At 36.9% G+C, this 18,913-nt stretch carries 10 protein-coding genes; 5 read left to right on the forward strand and 5 right to left on the reverse strand.

All coding sequences use genetic code 11. The features are described from left to right. The first annotated feature begins 401 nt into the window (after positions 1-401). The gene (locus HMPREF2613_RS10080) at positions 402-4,805 is read left to right on the forward strand and encodes a G5 domain-containing protein (protein WP_070480202.1); all 4,404 of its coding nucleotides are present in this window, start codon (positions 402-404) and stop codon (positions 4,803-4,805) included. A 192-nt stretch (positions 4,806-4,997) separates the two neighbouring features. On the opposite strand, the gene HMPREF2613_RS10085 is transcribed toward HMPREF2613_RS10080, so the two are convergent. From HMPREF2613_RS10085 to HMPREF2613_RS10100, 4 genes are all read right to left on the reverse strand, one after another. Further along, on the reverse strand, positions 4,998-6,206 hold the full coding sequence (locus HMPREF2613_RS10085) for an ATP-binding protein (RefSeq protein WP_070480204.1): 1,209 nt from the start codon (positions 6,204-6,206) through the stop codon (positions 4,998-5,000). Between the two features lie 737 nt (positions 6,207-6,943). Next, positions 6,944-7,612, reverse strand: coding sequence for a beta/alpha barrel domain-containing protein (locus tag HMPREF2613_RS10090; RefSeq protein ID WP_070480206.1), 669 nt, complete (start codon positions 7,610-7,612; stop codon positions 6,944-6,946). A 57-nt stretch (positions 7,613-7,669) separates the two neighbouring features. Then, positions 7,670-8,503 carry a VanW family protein gene (locus HMPREF2613_RS10095; RefSeq protein WP_070480209.1) on the reverse strand — a complete coding sequence of 278 codons (834 nt, stop codon included), beginning with the start codon at positions 8,501-8,503 and terminating at the stop codon, positions 7,670-7,672. Then, positions 8,487-9,035: a YqeG family HAD IIIA-type phosphatase gene (locus HMPREF2613_RS10100; RefSeq protein ID WP_070480211.1), complete on the reverse strand. Its 549-nt coding sequence runs from the start codon at positions 9,033-9,035 to the stop codon at positions 8,487-8,489. Before HMPREF2613_RS10100 ends, HMPREF2613_RS10095 begins: the two co-directional genes overlap by 17 nt. 237 nt (positions 9,036-9,272) lie before the next feature. On the opposite strand from HMPREF2613_RS10100, the gene HMPREF2613_RS10105 reads away from it, so the two are divergent. From HMPREF2613_RS10105 to HMPREF2613_RS10120, 4 genes are read left to right on the forward strand one after another with little or no spacing between them, the layout of a single operon-like run. Next, positions 9,273-9,959: an XRE family transcriptional regulator gene (locus tag HMPREF2613_RS10105; RefSeq protein WP_070480213.1), complete on the forward strand. Its 687-nt coding sequence runs from the start codon at positions 9,273-9,275 to the stop codon at positions 9,957-9,959. A gap of 3 nt (positions 9,960-9,962) precedes the next feature. Beyond that, positions 9,963-11,378 carry a Y-family DNA polymerase gene (locus tag HMPREF2613_RS10110; RefSeq protein WP_070480216.1) on the forward strand — a complete coding sequence of 472 codons (1,416 nt, stop codon included), beginning with the start codon at positions 9,963-9,965 and terminating at the stop codon, positions 11,376-11,378. Next, the gene (locus HMPREF2613_RS10115; RefSeq protein ID WP_070480218.1) at positions 11,375-11,737 is read left to right on the forward strand and encodes a hypothetical protein; all 363 of its coding nucleotides are present in this window, start codon (positions 11,375-11,377) and stop codon (positions 11,735-11,737) included. Before HMPREF2613_RS10110 ends, HMPREF2613_RS10115 begins: the two co-directional genes overlap by 4 nt. Next, positions 11,730-12,023 carry a DUF5960 family protein gene (locus HMPREF2613_RS10120; protein WP_070480221.1) on the forward strand — a complete coding sequence of 98 codons (294 nt, stop codon included), beginning with the start codon at positions 11,730-11,732 and terminating at the stop codon, positions 12,021-12,023. The genes HMPREF2613_RS10115 and HMPREF2613_RS10120 overlap by 8 nt, the downstream gene beginning before the upstream one ends. 310 nt (positions 12,024-12,333) lie before the next feature. Here HMPREF2613_RS10120 and HMPREF2613_RS10125 read toward each other — a convergent pair whose 3' ends face one another. Next, the gene (locus HMPREF2613_RS10125) at positions 12,334-18,753 is read right to left on the reverse strand and encodes an alpha-L-fucosidase (RefSeq protein ID WP_070480223.1); all 6,420 of its coding nucleotides are present in this window, start codon (positions 18,751-18,753) and stop codon (positions 12,334-12,336) included. Between the last annotated feature and the right edge of the window lie 160 nt (positions 18,754-18,913).

Raw genomic sequence — 18,913 nt, forward strand, 5'->3', positions numbered from 1 at the left:
ATTCAAGAATTTTCTCTTGGATGTCTTTTTTTGTCTAAAAATCGAGAGTTTCCACCAAAATTTCCACCATTGATTTATTAAAGTGATTTTTTGGATCATTTTATCGAAGGGGAGAGATTTCTTATAATGTGACTTTGCGAGCTCAGAGTCTGTATACACACACTCCCAAAATCACCCCCAAAATTTGTATACACATAGTGTATGTACTTTTGGGTGTGATTTGCATTTTGGGGAAATCCCTACCCCCCTTTAATTTAAGAGATAAAATTTATTTTTTATAATTTACTAAGAAATACTTATAATACTTGACAAAATAATAGAATGGAGGATAAAATGTGTATAAGATGAGTTATTTCTTTTTGAATATACGGAAGTAGCTTATCAATAAAAAGGAGATCATTATGAAACTAAAAGATAAGTTTAATGCAGATGAACGTATAAGAAAGTTTAGTCTGAGAAAAGTTTCAGGAATTGGTGCAGTGTCTGCCGTTATTGGAATTATTGGCTTTTCTTCACTTCCTCTTGAAGCAGTTTCAGCCGCTGAAACAGATATAACAGTAAACTATAAATATGCTACTACAGATGAGTTGACAGAAACAGAGAAAAAACTCATTGTAAACGAGTTGCCAAAGAATCTTGTAGATGGTTCAGATCTGTTTGTTATCTATCGTAAAGATAATGCAAATAATACTTTACCAAATACTGGAAGTAATGTATTGCCCTTGGCTTCTATTATTGGAACAGGTTTATTGTTAGTTGCTTTTATCATGAAGAAAACTGGTAAAGCAGACAAGAAGATTGTTAAGAGTATTTTGTCAATCTCTTTGGTTGGAGGAGTTTTGACAGTAACAACTGTATCTGCTTTGGCGGTTGCTACTTTGTCAAATTATAACCATACTGAAACAATATCAGCAGGTGCAACGTTTCCAGATGGTAGAGTGAATATTTCAGGATATCATTTTGTTGGTTATATTGATGGTAAAGATGTAGTTACGAATTCAACTACAACTGTAACTCCACTTCCATCTCAGGGGAATACAATGAAGAATACAATTAATTCAACTGATAAACCTGAGAAAGATGATATTGATGATAGTAGTAGAGGAAAAGTTGATCCGGTTGAACCAATAATTCCACCAAAAGAAGATGAACCAGTTAAGCCTGTAGACCCTAAAGTTATTGATAAAATTATCAAAGTGGATGACTCTGGGAATGCTTTAGAAGATGTTACTGGTTATACAAAAGTTAGCACGAGCCAACCTGTTGAAACACGAGAAGTTCAGGATGGTCAGCTAGTTATCATTCGAACTGTAACTGAAGTTTACAAGAAAGATACTGTATCGGAAGAAAAGACAACTACGGATCTTCTCAAGGAAACAAACGTTGTTATCCCATCTACATTAGTAGAAATATTGTCTGAGGAAGTTGTGGAAGATGAGACGCAAGTTACAACTACTCCAACTGCTAATTCAACCTCTGTTAAGCCAACAGTTGAAAAAAATTCGGAAATTGAAAATAAAGGAGTAGCATCTTCAACAGGATCTTCAGTAGGAGAGGATAAAAAAGAAGAAATTACATCTCCAGTTGAGGCTTTAAGCTCTAGCTTGGAAACTATTGCAGAACCTACAATAGTTAAAGCAAAAAAAGTTAATCGTACCATGCGTACTACAGAAGACATTCCGTTTGAAGTTGTTGTTAAGAAGGATAGCTCTTTAGCTGAAGGTGAGACTAAGGTAGAAACAGAGGGAAAACTTGGGAAGAAAGTTTCTATTCAAAAGATTACCCTAGTGGATAATGTAGAGACTGTAAAGGAAACAATCTCAGAAACAAGGGAAGAACCTCAAAATAAAGTTCTTCTTATTGGAACGAAGAAAACGGCAACTCAACCTACTACTAGTGAAGTAGTACCAAGTGCTAGCTCAGAGGCGATTCTTGCTACTGATTCTAAAGCGACAACACAAAAAACTCCTATCCCAGGTTACTATACAGTAGAGGTTACTGAATCTGAAAATAAAACAGTCGTTACTGACCGTGAAAAAGTGCGTGAGTTAGTAAAAGATAGAACACCATTGCTAAATCTTATAGCACCAGATGGAGAAAAGTTGGTACAGGTTAAGACAATAGAAGTCTATGATAATACAATTCTCGCAGGTCAGAGACAATTACAAAATATTCAAGCTAGTTATGTTACAGTAAATATTAAGAAAAAACGAGATCTAAGTGACAAAGAACAACAAACGGAATTAGTAATTACTAAAGAAATACCATTAATTACTAAAGTTTATCATATAGGTACAAAACCAAATGGGCTATCAAGAAAAGATGTAGTTGTTTCGGGTCATGCATATGATAGTAAAAGCAATGCTATAGAAGAAAAATCTGTTTCAATTTACAAAGATAATGAACTAGTTGCAGAGACTAATACTGATTTTGATGGTTATATGTTTACTCATTTAATCACAAATCAATCGTATATCTTGAAATCTGATGGATTCGAAGCTAAAATTACTCCCCTGCCTTATGGTGATCCGATAATTGAAAATATAAAGGGTCATTTTGAATTAGGAAGAAAATATTCAGATGATATGATTGACTACCATCTAAAAAGCAATGTAATTTATGTTAATGATGGTCGATATCAGAGCGAAAGTGACGATGGGAAAAAAGTAGTATTGTCTAAAGAAATTAATGCTAGAGTAGGTGATATTCTAATTATTCCACCATCTAAGATTTATGAGACTTCTAAAGCTATTAAGATTAATTCTATTAGCACTATTAATAATCAGTCAGTTATTGAATATAGTGTGCCATCATTGTACGAGGTTGTACAGAAAATCAATACAAAAGCTTGGTCGTCTAATATCAACCGTGCTACTTTCATTCCAGCTGAAGGAGTTACTGTAAAAAAAGCATCAAATACAGATCAAGGTTTATTTAGGAGTGTATCTCTTGAAGGATCTCTTCTATCAGCATCAGTCTCATTGACTGGTAAGAAGAAAAGTGATGATAAAAGCATCAAAGGAGCGCTATCATTCAATATTTCAGGTAAGGTTTGGTCAGATGCTGTCAATTTAAACTTCTGGACTCCTAAAATAGATTTTATGAATTTTGATATCAATAATGAATTGAGTTTTACTACAGAAGGTTCTTTAGAATTTAGTAAATCAGCAGAATGGAAAACAAGAGCTCCAGAAAGTATAGAAAAGAAATTAGGAGAATTGATTTTAGCTACACCAGTTACGGGGGTGACTGTAAATATTCCTATAATGCTTAAGATCTCTGTTGATGGGAGTATAAGTGTTTCAATATCAAGTACATATTCAATTCAAAACTCAATCAAATTTAAAAATGGGGTTCTTGAACCTAAGCATACTGCAGATCTTAAAAAGACTGTCACAGAATTCAAAGCTAAAGCCACAGTCAAAGTTGGTCCAGAAATAAAAGTAGAACCCAAAATATTAGGGATAGATACAGTTTCTGTTTCTGCTGATGCAGGGGTAGGAATAGATGCTTCGTTTTCGATGACTGGGGAAGAGTATGAGAAAAATCAAATTAATTATATTAAAAATAAATCATCTCTAAAATTATTCGTCAGAGAAATTGGTTATCTAACTTTAAAGGCTAAATTAGAAATTTTGGAGCAGCTTAAATCTTTGGGACTTCTCAAAGACTTGGAATTAGAGCCTGAATTAACATTATTTGATGGTGAATTAGAAGCTAAACTTTATGAGTCTGTTCAAAATTCAGAAACTATATTTATATTTGAAAAACTAACAAAACCATTCTACATACCTAATCTTATAGGAGGGTGGGGAACATCCATGAGAATTTCCAAAGATGGTAATATCATTGGAAAATTTCGTGACACGAATTGGTGGTACACTGGTCCGAATCATCCCAAAGGTCAAATGTTTATTTCTGACTTTACAGGTAAATTCAATAATCTAGATAAAGTTAATGACTATGAGTATAAGATGACATTAACTGATTTGGAATATCCTAAGGCCGGGGAAACAAAGTTTGTAAATGGTGTAAAAATTGATACATCTGTACCTCGAGGAATCGCAGATGAGAAATCCCCAGGAAAAGAATTTAATCTTTATTTGCCAGGTCACCCAGTTAAAGATTTGCCAGAAATAGTTCGTAATGAGATTCGTTATGTCGAAAATCGCATGCAGGAAAGGTTAACAAGGGCAGTAATTTTAAATAAAGATAAAGGAACGGTATTTGTAGAAAGTGATCAACCGATAAGAAAAGTGTCTGTTGAGGATGAACTTGCTATTAAAGAAATTATTAACAATGGTTATGCTTATCAATTTTCTAAACTAGTAAAATCTAAACCTGTTTTGAAGGCTGATTCTTTGTATGTGAGTCAGTTTATCCCAGGTGAATTAATAGATTATTACAATACATATAAAGGTGATAAAACCTATCAACTGGAAGATGTTATTAAAGCTTTACCCACGCCTGCTAAAAAAGTAAGTGTACCTTTGAAGTATTATACTGAGAAACAATGGCGTAAATTGGCTAATGATAAAAAATCTCCGATAGAATGGTTTTATTCACAAGCTGACAAAGCTTTCTATGAAGTTGCCAAAGGTGGTCGTGGCGGTGGATTTCCTCCATTGAGTATTGAATCAAGTGATAAATGGAAGGTATCAGATAATGGCATTGAAGTAAAAACTTATGTTAATTATGGGGTTAATACACCTTATCAGAAATACCTATTGAAGAAAAATAATAAGAAGTATGATGGAGGAATAAATAAAACTCCATACTATATCTCTAGTGTTACCAGATTATAATTAAAAAGACCTATATAGGGTAGCAGAAATCTGCATCTATATAGGTCTTTTTCTATTACTCACAATTGAAGGCTAACTTAGTTTCTACTGAATAAGCTTTTTAGGTCATAATAAAACACCCCTGTTCATAGTTTTACTAGATCTCAACAGGAGTGTTGTTTTTGCGTCTCAATTTATGTGTTCAGCACATATCTACTTTTCTAGTAACCAATCTATAATGTTTTTTTTCTCAATACCATTGTAATTTGCTGTTGGCTGAATCGTATCCATTGTTAATAGATATTTTGGGAATTGATCTTTTATGGCTTCTAGTGGTCTAAGTTCTCTGTCTAGTGTTTCTGGAGCAAGTGTTGTTTCACTGACTTGATAATAAGCGTAGTGGCCAAGATCAGTTACAACAACAAAATCAACCTCATATTTATCTAAATTACCAACATATACTTGTGAATATCTACGTCTCAATTCCAAATATACAATATTTTCCAAGATATGCCCAATGTCTTCTTTGTGGTCTGGTAATAAGAGATGTCGTAAACCTAAATCAACTGGATAATATTTTTCCAAACGTTGCAATAATGCTCTACCTTTTACATCAAAACGTGGAACGGAATAAAAAAGTAAACTGTCTGTCAAAGTTGTCAAATAATTTTCCAAAGTATTATGGGAGATTGAAACGTTTTGGCTGACAAGGGTATTACGAATCTTATTTGTTGATATTAAGCTACCTGTACTACTGAGAAGGGTTCGAACAATGCGCTCAATAATAGTAGGATTTGGATTTCCCAATCTAGTGACAATATCATTTAACAGTATTGAGTTATATATTCCTCTGAGATAGTCAATTTTTTCAGCGTAAGATGATGTTTGCAATAAGTAAGGGAAAGCACTAAAGAGATAATTGTTAAAAATTTCTGTTGTATTCAGATTCTCTGAGAGAGATTGACCTGATAGGTATTCTTCAAATGATAATGGAAGAACTTCTATCTCAACATAACGTCCAGTCAAGTTTGTAGCTAATTTGCTACTCATAAAGTAGGCGTTGGATCCAGTCAAATAGAGGTCAACATTTGGCAAGATGAATAGACTATCTGCTACTAGTTCAAATTTTTCAACATGTTGAATTTCATCTAAAAAGATATAGTATGTTTTCTCCCCAACTAACTGCTCTTTTATATAAGCGAATAATGTTTGAAAATGTCGCAGTTCATAATAACTCAGATCTTCAAAATTGATGGATATGATTTGATCTTCGTCTACCCCAGTTGCTAGTAACTCCTCTTTATAGAGTTGAAAGAGAACAGATTTACCAGCTCGTCTCACTCCACTCACAACTTTGATGATTTGTCGGTCACGATGTCTTCTTAAAAAATCTAAATAATGTGGTCTTTTAATATAGTTCATAATAGATACCTCAAAGATAGTATAATACAAATAGTAATTATTTTCAAATATTTAGAAATAATACTTAATTTGTTTAATTGTTTTCAATTTGTTATAAATAATATCTAGAACTATTTAAATATCTTCAGGATAGAAAACGAAATTGTCCTGGTACGAAGAAAATGTACATCATCTTTATGATACAGTATTTCGTCTTTCTCAACTACATAAGCTCCGAAAACTAAAAAAGTGATAACCCTTTGATAACCTCTCAATTTTTAAAAGGATTATATATGTAAAAATTGAGGATTTATCTCTCAAAATTACTTGATTTTAGTGATAATTTACCATAAATATCATGATGTAGAAAAAACCAAGTCTTAAGAAAGCTCGTAAAGCATCACAATTCTCAAAACGTTAATCAATACGATTATATCAACGTTTACAGACATTCAAGAATTTTCTCTTGGATGTCTTTTTTTGTTTAAAAATCAAGAATTCACCCCAAAATTTCCACCATTGATTTTTAGGGCAGAAACATGAAATATTTTTAATACATATTTTTAAAAATTCTCGATGTTATTTTTAGTATATAAGTTATAATATCTTTTGCTGAATTTTTACTAACCTGATCGTCAAAATACAAAAATACCCTCAAAAAGTGAGATTAAAAGTCTCATTTTTTGAGAGTAATTGTTGATGTAAAATAAAATTTATTTGACATAAGAGAGCATAATAACTAAAAAGTATACTTTATTTTATTTCTCTATATAATTACAAACATTATTAATCTGTTCGTAAATTTCTGTACCAAATTTTTTTTCAAAAAATGCACTTCCGACTGTAAAAGCCCAAGGATTTGCCTCCCTGACTTCATCTAAACGTTCATAACTATCAACACTTCCAGCCAAACAAACGGGAGCCTCTATAGCTTGAACAAAAGCATTGTTTAGTTTGACAGGATCACCTGTATATCGGTACCCTAGCAAGTCAAATCCGTAAACTCCTTTTGCTAGATATTCCTTTGCTTCAGCAATCATATCCTCGATAGAACCTTCTAGAATAGACGGGCGATTAGTAATTTGGCCAACAAATGGCATGTATTTCATGTTGTTTTCTTTGCAGAATTGATTGATTGAATCAAAGAAGACAGTTCCCATTAAAATATCACACCCACATTCTTTTGCAATTTTTGCCCCTTGAAGTCCACTTTCTTCATCATATTCAACAACTTCAAGAAAAGTAGTTTTACCGCAAGATTTCATTCTGGAGAACAGAGACTTCATTTCAGAAATAGGAAGAGTTTTTTCTTTAAATCCCCAATACTGAGCTTTAGAGTTTTTACATGATTCGAAAATTTCACTAGCATTTTCAACTGTGTGATCATTATGTGTCAGCATAACGATTAATTTAGGTGTGGTGTTCATAATAGTTCCTTTTATCTTGAATCTAAGTCTTTTTTTGATAGTAGAATTTTTAGATTATTATTTCATCATTTCAGTGGGAATGAGCTTCGGATCATACATGACTTTTGAATGATTTTTCAAAATAAGCTCTTTTTCCAAAGTTTGTTCAGTTATTCTATCTACTTTTTCACGATAAATCATGGAGTTACGATAGTAATGTTCCCCTTCTTTTTTGAAATGATGATTTTCTTCGACAATTTGGTAAGTGAATGGGAATTGGGATTCACTTCTTAATTCGCCGAAGAGAATCTCATTTTCAGTCCATGTTCTCAATTGAATAAGTTGATCAGTATTATTTTTAAAACGATAGTCCTGATGATTATATTGTACAGAAGTTCCATTTGCAAATGGTTTTCGTTTTCCTTTATCTGGATCTAGTGCATCTGAATGCGTATGAAACTCCGTAATTTCCATTGGACTATGAACAATTAATAGATGAAGTAGATTAGCTAGGTTGCAGAGTCCGCCGCCAATTCCAGGTTCTACTTTACCATTAATAATTACTCTTCCTTCTAGGTATCCTTTTCTCTTAGTTGTATTTCCGACTAAACTCCAAAAAGAAAATTCTTCACCAGGAAAAATCATAACATGATTCAAGGTTTGTGCTGCAATATTGATATTAGTTGCTTTTCCTTTTTGAAGATTGATATCAATACCGGGACCACGCTTAATCAACTGAGTAGAGAATGATGAAATCAAGTTAGGTAGAAGTTTTTCTTGACGAACTTTCGAAAATTTCTTGCCCTGCTTTAAGTTTTGGAGATGTCGTTTTAGATTTTCTTTTTTTAAAGAAATTTTATATGTAGTGGGACTAATTTCACAAAATAGTAGATCCTTATTCCAAAAAACCATGTTGCTTCTCCTTTTTAATCATATCTAAACTTCTATTTTTTTGTCTCAAAAATGGGTAAGTATATAGTATTAATTTTTCAACCCATCGTTTTTTACCAATTCCGCCTTCTTTAGGATCATATAAAAAATCAACTAAGATAGTGGGGATATTTGCCCGACTAGCTCCCAGAACATCTGTAAAAAGTTGATCTCCAATCATAATTGTTTCAAATGGTTTTAGCTGCATCATGTCAAGAGCTTTTTTAAAATTTTTAGGATTTGGTTTTTCAGAAAGAGGAATAAAAGGCACAGATAAGTGGTGATTAAATTGTGATATTCTTTCTTCGTCGTTGTTTGATAAAAGAAAAATTTGAAAACCAATGGCTTTGAGATTTTGAAATAGTTCAATAACTTGTTCTGTGGCGGGGGCGCCATGCATCACAAGAGTTTGATCGATATCAAAAATTAATCCTTTAAAACCAAGTTGATATAATATTTGATAGGGGATATCAAAAACAGTTTTTGCTCGTGCTGCTGGCATGAATGGAAACATATTGTGTAAAGCCTTTCATTGAATATGTAACAATAATTCTAGCATATATATAGAACAAGGTCAATACCACTATTAAGTGTGTAGCAGAAATAGATATTCCTAGTAGACAACCGTCCACTTTTTTTATATAATAAAACTAAACCGTATTGGTTGAGTTTTAAAAATATGGATTCAAGCATCGATTAGTCTTTCTAAGGGAGATAATGTCCATTAAATCATCATAATAGGAGGTGAAGTATGTATCAGCCAGAAAAATTAAAGGATCGGAGGAAAGAGTTAAAATTGACACAGAAGGAAATTGCAGAGCAACTTGGGATTAGTTTCCAGGCTTACTCAGCTTGGGAACGTGGAATCAAAGAACCGTCTAAGGAGAAGGTAGCCCAGCTAGAGAACATTTTAAAAGTACCCAAAGGATATTTTACTCAGATCGAGATTGTCCGTCTCTACCATAGCCTCTCCAAGCAAGGGCAGGAGAAGGTTGTTCTCTATGCTCGCAACCTATCTCAAGAGGAGCAAGCCCAGAAAGTGACAGCTATGCCAGAGCGCCTCTACGAGTACCGTGTTTATGAACGCATGTCAGCAGGGATTGGGGCTTCAGTCTACGATGATCAGAATTTTGATACGGTTTACTTTAATGAGGAGTTGGCCCATGATTTTGCGTCATGGGTGTCTGGGGACTCCATGGAACCTAAATACCAAAATGGTTCAGTAGCTCTGATTCGAGAGACAGGATTTGACTATGACGGGGCGGTTTATGCAGTGGTTTGTAACAACCAGACCTATATCAAACGGGTCTATCGGGAGGAAGGTGGCTTGCGTCTGGTCTCTATCAATCCTAAATACAAGGACATTTTCATTTCCTATGAGGAAGATCCTCGGATTGTAGGGATTATCGTTGGGAATTTTGTGCCAATGGAGGGCTAGCCTATGGGCTACTTTGATTATTCTAGAGAGCCCAAAAGTGATATTGCCTTTGTCGATATGAAATCTTTTTATGCTAGTGTCGAGTGTGTGAAAAGGGGCTTACATCCGCTGAAGACCTCGCTTTGTGTCATGAGTCGAGCAGATAATTCGACTGGTCTTATCCTAGCTTCCTCTCCCATGTTTAAGAAGATTTTTGGCAAGTCCAATGTTGGTCGGGCCTATGATCTGCCTTTTGATATCAAAACGCGCAAATTTTCCTACTATAATGCTAGAAAGCAAGGGCTACCTACCGACTCAGACTATGTTCGCTACATAGAAGATTGGGCTCAAGTGACCTTGATTGTCCCTCCTCGAATGGACGAGTACATTGCAGTCAATATGGAAATCCAGCGAATCTTTCAGAATTATGGCAGTCCAGATGATATTTATCCTTACTCTATCGATGAGGGCTTTATTGACCTAACTAGTTCGCTCAACTATTTCATCCCAGATAAGATTCTCTCTCGCAAGGACAAGCTGGATGTGCTTTCTGCTCGTATTCAGAGGGATATTTGGAGGCAGACAGGGATCTACTCTACAGTGGGCATGTCCAATTCCAATCCCTTACTGGCTAAGTTGGCTCTGGATAATGAGGCCAAGCACACTCCGACTATGAGAGCCAATTGGTCTTACCAGGATGTGGAAGAGAAGGTTTGGGCCATTCCCAAGATGACCGACTTTTGGGGGATTGGCAGGCGGATGGAGAAACGCTTGCATGCTCTGGGTATTTTTTCCATCAAGGAATTGGCAACCAGCAATCCAGACCAGCTACAGAAAGTTCTCGGTCAGGCTGGTCTGCGTTTGTGGTTTTATGCTAATGGGATTGATGAGAGCAATGTTCATAAGCCCTATAAAGCCAAATCCCAAGGTTTGGGAAATTCTCAAATCTTGCCGAGAGACTACGTGAAGCTACGAGATATCGAAATTATTCTTCGAGAAATGGCGGAGCAGGTGGCTATTAGACTGAGAAGGGCGGGCAAGAAAACAACCCTTGTCTCTATCTATGTCGGTTTCTCTAAACAGGAAATCAGACCCTCTATACACACACAAATGAAGGTCGAACCGACCAATAATACAGCTGTCTTAACGGACTATGTTTTGAAGTTATTTCATAATAAATACACTTCAGGAGCAGTCAGAAGTGTCGGAGTAAACTATTCAGGATTTGTGGATGAGTCCTTTGGCTTGATTTCCCTCTTTGATGATGTTGACAAGTTAGAAAAAGAAGAAAGGCTCCAGGCGGCTATTGACTCTATTCGGGAGGAATTTGGTTTTACTTCTCTCTTAAAAGCCAATGCACTGGAAGAAGCCTCTCGGAGTCTTGCTAGAAGCAAGCTGATTGGGGGGCATTCTGCTGGAGGATTAGATGGATTAAAATGATTGATCGTTCTTATTTACCCTTTCAATCCGCTCGAGATTATCAAGATCCAGGGATGCAGAAGTGGATGGGATTTTACCTCTCAGAACACACCAGCTCGCTCAGTGAAGAAAAAAATCGGGTTGATTTTTCGACGGATTTGACTCCAGATGAGAAGTTGCACTTGCTTTCTCAGCTTTATGTTGGCCAACTTAGGGGAAGTTTTGTGCTAAAGGAACAGAAGCAGAAAACCACTATCATTGGTGTGGTGAGAGAGTTATCGCCTCAGACTCTATCTATTAGGACAAACGAGGGATATAGGTTGATAGATGTTGCAGATATCCTAGAAATTCGGCTGTGGGAGGAGGGAGTTTATGACTAGAAAAGAGCTGTATGAAAACAAACTGCAGATGGATTACTTTTCAGATAACTATATTCGTTTTGAAGAGGATTTTCAAAAATACTCTGCCATGAATGTACCTCTGACTTTCTTGATTGATGACATCCTACGAACCATGGCGATGAATCAGAAAAACTACTTTGTCTTAAACAAGGAGAATGCCAAGGATGGGAGGGAGCATCGCTTTTATTTTAGGGTGGTGACTGAAAAAGAGTGTACCAGAAATAGAACCTATGTATATGTTGGTGTTAAAAATAGTGACCAGTAGATTTGGTAGGAGATGAACTCGTTTTTTGGTGTACCCCATTGCAGCTATCTGAAGAGGACTTGCAGAAGCTTATTATGGTCTTTCTGATGAAATCGGACAAGAAGCCCTATCTTTTTTAGATAATCGTTTACTTAAAATTGTTGTTGAATTTGAAAATACTTATCCCAAGTAATCATTCTGTTTTATATATACTAAGACATCCATAGAAATTTATGGATGCTTTTTAATTTGTAGATAGAAAAAGAGAAGACCGGCTGGTCTTCTCTTGGGGGAACTAGAATCATTGAAAAGAATTAAGTAAAGATTTTAATTAGTCTTTGAAATTCTTTTGGAAGATGAGTAGAGACAATACTGAAGTAATAGCAGCCAAGAATAAGAAGGCATTTGCTTCTTGCTCTCCAGTTTCTGGGAGTTGTTTTTCCTTGTCTTGTTTAACTGTAGTAGCAACAGGTGCTTTTTCATCTTTTCTTGGTGAATCTTCTGTTACAACTGCAGGAGCTGGTTTTTCAGTTTCTCTAGGTAGAACATACTCAGGGAGAGTCACAACTGGTGGTACCTCTGTTCCTACAGAACTTTGTTTAGTTCCGACTTCAATCACTCTATCTAGAGCTGGAGTTGATTTGGTTTGGACTACCTTGCGATTGCTACCTTCCACTTCGACATACTCAATTAGCAGGCCGTCTTTCCCTTCTGCTAGAACTTTCTCTTTTCCTTTATCTAAGTTTGGATTTTCGTGACGGATAGTCTTGAATGGTACTGCCTTCTTGACAATATCCAAACTTGGAAGTTTAAAGACAAGGTCCTTAACTCCCTCTTCAGGACTTGAAGAAGTAATTGGTTTTTCAGGTTCTTTTGGTAGAAGGTACTCAGGGAGAGTCACAACTGGTGGAGTATCTGTTCCTACAGAACTTTGTTTAGTTCCAACTTCAATCACTCTGTCTAGAGCTGGAGTTGATTCAGTTTGAACTACCTTACGATTGCTGCCATCTACTTCGACATACTCGATTATAGCACCATCTTTCCCTTCTGCTAGAACTTGTTCTTTCCCTTTGTCTAATTGTGGATTTTCGCGACGGATCGTCTTGAATGGTACTGCCTTCTTGACAATATCCAAACTTGGGAGTTGGAAGGTAAGCTCTTTAACTCCTTCTTCAGGAATTGAAGAAGTAATTGGTTTTTCAGGTTGTTTCGGTTCAACTGGTTGTTCTGGCTGGCTAGGTTGCAATTGCTTGATTTGTTCAAGAGCGTTATTGAGGGCTTTGTTGACATCTTCTTGAGTCTTAGCCTCTTGAATAGCTGCGATTGCTTTGTCAGTAATTTCAACTAATTTCTTCTTAGCATCGTTGTTGGCACCAAGCTCAGCCACTTTTTTCTCGATAGCTTCAGTCAAGCTAGCCATAGCCTTATCATAATTGATTTCAGGCTGTTCAGGTTGTTTTGGTTCAACCGGTTGTTCTGGTTGGCTAGGTTGTAATTGCTTGATTTGTTCAAGAGCATTGTTGAGGGCTTTGTTGACGTCTTCTTGAGTCTTAGCCTCTTGAATAGCTGCGATTGCTTTATCAGTAATTTCGACTAATTTCTTTTTAGCCTCATTGTTAGTACCGAGTTCAGCCACTTTTTTCTCGATAGCTTCAGTCAGGCTAGCCATAGCCTTATCATAATTGATTTCAGGCTGTTCCGGTTGTTTTGGTTCAACTGGTTGTTCTGGTTGGCTAGGTTGCAATTGCTTGATTTGTTCAAGAGCGTTATTGAGGGCTTTGTTGACATCTTCTTGAGTCTTAGCCTCTTGAATAGCTGCGATTGCTTTGTCAGTAATTTCAACTAATTTCTTCTTAGCATCGTTGTTAGCACCAAGTTCAGCTACTTTTTTCTCGATAGCTTCAGTCAGGCTAGCCATAGCCTTATCATAATTGATTTCAGGCTGTTCCGGTTGTTTTGGTTCAACCGGTTGTTCTGGACTTGTTTCGTCTCCAGGTTTTTGGTAATTTTCGTCTTTGCTAAGAATATCTTGCAAAGCAGTGACTGTTGACATCACATCTTGTACATTTACCGTATCAGAACTTAATTGTGCAGTGAGTTTATCAAGATTAGACTTGAACGCTTGGCGTGCAGTTGTAGTATCTTTCAATCCAGCAGGATTAAAGTTAGATAAATCTTCTTTCCATTTAGAGATAGATTGAAGGATTTCTGCTTTGCTGTATAGCTCGCTTCCTTCGCCTTTTGTAATGAATTGATCCACTTGCATACCGATATTTTTGGTCAAATCATTTTTTTCAGGGTCTAGTTGGAGTGTTACTGCGTGCAAGTTTTCATCAAGTCCTTTTAGGCTGACTAGAGTCTGGTCACCTTGGCGTTGGGCAGCGTGACCGCTAAAGTATTTCTTGCCATCAATAGTTGAAGCATTTCCCATACCATCTTGGTAAGGAATTTCTTTGCCATCTAAGAAGACCTTGTAGATACCATGACCTGGGTCAACAAATCCTTTGATTTCTAATCCTGTTCCATAGAAATAAGCAGTCACAGTTGTCTTCTTCTTCTGATCCTCTGTCAGATGTCCAAATGATACCCATGATTCAGTGTTTTGGTATTTACCAGAAGAGTTGGTTTCGTGTCTCCAGCCAGAACTGTAATCTAATTGACTAGCTTGGTCGTCGTAATTTGTCTGATCTTTCTTCAATAGATCAGCTTTCATTACTCGAATAGTTGCGTCGGTAGCAAAACCGAGTAGGGCACCATCAGACGCAGAAGTGAGTTTTGCTTTGAAATCAAAGATTGAGTCAGCTTGTTCGGTGAAGTCAATCGTTGGGATGGTAACAGTCTTTTCTGTTTCGCCATCTGCAAAGGTCACATCTTGAGTTGTATCTTGGTAAACCTTACCGTGAACACCTGTTCCAGGTTCTGTGATGAAGCGAACAGTAGCAGCTCCCTTGCTTCCACCAACACGCTTAATTGTAACAGTAACAGGTTTTCCTTTTTCGACATCGTAAGAAGTTGCTTCAAGCTCAAACATACCCTTGCTGTTATTGTTTAGAGTGTAGATTCCTTCTGTAGCAATAGGTTCACCCGTTTTGTTAACGAGAGTAATAGTGTGTTCTCCAGGTGCTAAATCACCAGTTTCGTAAACTTTTTGGCTACGTTTACGGCTACTGTTCTTGGTTTGTACATCTGCAACTTTTTGACCATCCACGTATACAGACATTTCACCATGGTTTGGATCTACTGTTGATACGACGTAAGCCTTGGTTCCTGTGAAACGATAGGTGACTTTGGCATCTTTCTTGTTGGTCCACATAGAAGTACCGCGAATACCTTCTGACTCGTTGTACCAAGTTGTACCTTCTTTGTCAGCTGTTGTATTTGAGTGGTATTCTAGTCCAAGAGGATATCCATCATTCTTTTCGATAGTGCTTGGAGTTTTATAGACTGAGAAGTTGGTTAGGATTGGTGTGGCTTGTGAGCCAGTAATCGTAACTCGAATTTTTTGTGCTTCTACAGGTTGACCTTGAATCAAACGACGATAACCTACGGTTGAACCTTCACCATATGGAACCCAGCGTCCGTTGATTTCGACTTCAATTTTGAATCCAGAAATACGTTGCCCTTTAGCAATATCTTCCTTGAGTTCAACGACGTCAAAGCGTCTCTTTTGTCCCAAATCGACTGTGAAGCTACCTGTTGTGGCATCATTTGAAAGAGCCCAGCTAGTATCATCTTTACCGTCTGTAAGGTGGCTTTCTTTGTAGAGATGGTTCTGACGAGTCGAGCTTGCTGTTACAGTTGCTCCTTTGGCAAAGTCAGTCGCATACATTTGATCTAGAGTCGCTTTGAATTCTTTCAAGCGAGCCACGTCAGCATCTGCGAATTTACCTTCTTTGTTTGGTGGAATGTTGAGAAGAAGTGGCGTTCCACGACCAACAGACTTGAAGTAGATATCCATCAATTCTTTGAGGGATTTTGGTTGCTGGTTATCGTGGTAGAACCAGCCAGAGCGGATGGAAACATCTGCTTCTCCTACAGAGTACATATCTCCGTCAGGGTCACCGTGGTTAAGGTATTCGTTCTTAACATTTTCGGTGATGTTTGCCTTCTTGACCTTATGCCATACAGGGTCACCGGCGATACCACGCTCATTTCCAATCCAACGGATACTTGTTGGTTCGGCAGAGAAGATAGCGATATCTCCTTCAGCTTCCTTGATGTATTTGAACCACTCATCAAAAGTGTAGGTTACTTTTTGGGCACCGCTACCGCGTGCTCCATCCATCCAGACTTCGATAAATTTACCCTTATTACCGTATTTTGGATTACCAAGGATTTCTTTTAGTTGATTGAGGTAGTATTCGTTGTATTCTTTTTGAGTAGCTACCTTATATTTAGGGCTATTAACATCCCATGGTGATAGGTAAACACCCATGTTCATATCGTATTTAGTAGCCGATTTAGAGATTTCTTCTAAAAGGTCACCCTTTCCATCTTTCCATGGGCTTGCAGCTACGGTATGATTTGTATATTTAGATGGGTAAATAACGAAACCATCGTGGTGTTTGACAACCATAATAGTTCGTTTAAAACCGGTTTCCTTTAGAGTACGGATCCATTGATCTGTATCTAAGTTAGTTGGATTGAAGTTTTTAGGATCTTCATTTCCATGTCCCCATTCAGAATTAGTATAAGTATTCATACCATAGTGGATGAAGGCAGCTAATTCTTCCTTGTGATAATCAAGTTGAGCCTTGCTTGGAAGCGGACCGTGATTTCCGATTTCTGTTTCTTTATCTTCTGGATGAGCAGCAGGTAAAACAGTTGAAGTCGGATTAGAGCTATCAGAGATTTTTTCGTATTCAAAGACGACATCATTCACACCCTTGTGCTGGATGCTGGCTTCTAAGCGTGGAGTGATTGCGCGGTAGCCTGCGATTTCTTTTGCTTCAAAAGTGTTTACAAAAGAAACATCGTATTCTTTTCCGTCATTATTATCAGTAACAACATCTGCTAATTCTTGCTCTGAGCCTTTCAAACGATAATGAATGGCAAATGAACCTTTATTCACTTTATAAACCACCTTGATGACCCGTGTTCCTGGAGCTGTTTTGCTGACGACGTTGTAGGTCCACTCATCTTTGAGTTGTTTGTTGATTTCGACGCCATCAATAGAGACAATCTGGTATTTCTCTTGATTTTTTGTATAGAAGTCAGTCTTAGCGATTTCTTTTTTGAAGTTATAATCAAAAGCTGTTCCAACTTCAGTTTTTTCAACAAAAGTATCATCAGTTTTGATTGGATTACCAGTTTCATCTACGTGTTGAACAACTACACGTCCGTAATCGATTCCTTTAATGAGTGTCGCAACACCATTTTCATCGAAAGAATATTGATTTTCGCCAATAACAGCAGTTTTATTTCTGAACATTTCTCCTTCAGGAGTAAAGTAATATCGTTTCCCATTATCACCTTGGTACCAACCTTTGACACCATATTTAGCGATAATATCTTTTACCCATTTTACTTGCTCGGGTGAGAGGACGATTCCGCCACCGAAGCGGTCTTTGTCAGGGATGCCGTTTTCAATTGTGCCGTGTTGGTGAACACCGACTACTTTACCATCACCGTTGATAATACCAGCACCTGAAAGGCCTGAAACAGAAGTCATATGATAGGTGATGCCTTTTGAGCCTTTATCATCATAATTATCAACAGATTTCACGACACCATCAGCCTTGTAAAGTTGACCAGCTACAATTGGTTTTTTGAGCTCAGGTGAGCTTGAGTCAGTTGGATACCCAATCGTGCTAACAGGGTCCCCTGGTTGATAGGTTTTGTTTTCTGCCAAAGGAACAAAGGTAGCAGCTTTATTTGGACTAGCGATTTGAAGAGGAACAGGTGCTACAACAGCAGCCAAGTCATTTTGATATCCTTTTCCAAATTCTTTCTTGTTCCAAAAATGAATATCTTCTTCTTTGAATAGAGTAGTATTACCCGTTACAGGTTGAGAATTGCGAACAGCAGAATTAGAACCGAGGTTATAGTAAAACTTAGCAGAATCTCCACCTCGAATATGTCCTTCTTTTGTATCACGGTTTGATTCTAAAAAGTTGTGGGCAACAGTCAAGATGACATTTGGTGCCACAAAAATACCAGAACCAGACACGATATAGCGTTGGGAACCACCATTGTAAATAGTGTAAATCATACTAGCAGCAGTAGCAGGTTGTCCTTCATAAGGGACGTGCTTCAAATCTAGACCACCGTTGATAATTGCACGATTACCATTTTCAGCTTCTTTTGGAAGTTCTTCCTTGTTTTTTAGAATGCTTTCTGTCTCAACTTTAGGACTATCCTTCTTGTCTACGATTGCTGAAGTATCTATGTTTTTCACGGGTGCATCAGGATAAGCTTGATCGTGGATTTCTTCAGGAAGCAAGTCAGTAGTTTTAGTTTCTGCTACAGTCTTCTCTTCTACTGGTTTAACAGTTTTTTCTGCTTTCTCTGCTTGCTCTGACTCTTGAGGTGTAGAAATTACAGGACTTTCATTTTTGGTTTCTGGTTTGGTTTTTTCAACTTCGGCCAATTTTTCTACATTTGGTTGAGAGCTTGTAGTTTCAATTTTTGCTTCGTCAGCTAGTGCTGTACCAGATGCAAAAAAAGCGAGTCCGACCATAACCGAAGCAACTCCAACGGTTAATTTTCTGATGCTAAAAGTTTGCTCTTTTTCAAAAAGGTATCGATTCATAATGTACTCCTAGTTTGAATCAAGACAGTCAGCTACTGTCTGAGCCCAAGTATGACTTGGAAACGATTTTCTTTAGCGATAGTTAGATTTTGTGCAATAGTTTGAGACTAATTACCCCCTCTGTTTAAGCGCTTTCATTTTAGAATAAAAAAATTAAAAT

Source organism: Streptococcus sp. HMSC070B10, assembly GCF_001808665.1.
Lineage (GTDB): Bacteria > Bacillota > Bacilli > Lactobacillales > Streptococcaceae > Streptococcus.

Coding starts and splice junctions, on each gene's coding strand:
- HMPREF2613_RS10120 (WP_070480221.1), top strand. CDS start 11,730: ATGACTAGAAAAGAGCTGTATGAAAACAAACTGCAGATGGATTACTTT.
- HMPREF2613_RS10095 (WP_070480209.1), bottom strand. CDS start 8,503: ATGGTTTTTTGGAATAAGGATCTACTATTTTGTGAAATTAGTCCCACT.
- HMPREF2613_RS10115 (WP_070480218.1), top strand. CDS start 11,375: ATGATTGATCGTTCTTATTTACCCTTTCAATCCGCTCGAGATTATCAA.
- HMPREF2613_RS10090 (WP_070480206.1), bottom strand. CDS start 7,612: ATGAACACCACACCTAAATTAATCGTTATGCTGACACATAATGATCAC.
- HMPREF2613_RS10085 (WP_070480204.1), bottom strand. CDS start 6,206: ATGAACTATATTAAAAGACCACATTATTTAGATTTTTTAAGAAGACAT.
- HMPREF2613_RS10110 (WP_070480216.1), top strand. CDS start 9,963: ATGGGCTACTTTGATTATTCTAGAGAGCCCAAAAGTGATATTGCCTTT.
- HMPREF2613_RS10100 (WP_070480211.1), bottom strand. CDS start 9,035: ATGTTTCCATTCATGCCAGCAGCACGAGCAAAAACTGTTTTTGATATC.
- HMPREF2613_RS10125 (WP_070480223.1), bottom strand. CDS start 18,753: ATGAATCGATACCTTTTTGAAAAAGAGCAAACTTTTAGCATCAGAAAA.
- HMPREF2613_RS10080 (WP_070480202.1), top strand. CDS start 402: ATGAAACTAAAAGATAAGTTTAATGCAGATGAACGTATAAGAAAGTTT.
- HMPREF2613_RS10105 (WP_070480213.1), top strand. CDS start 9,273: ATGTATCAGCCAGAAAAATTAAAGGATCGGAGGAAAGAGTTAAAATTG.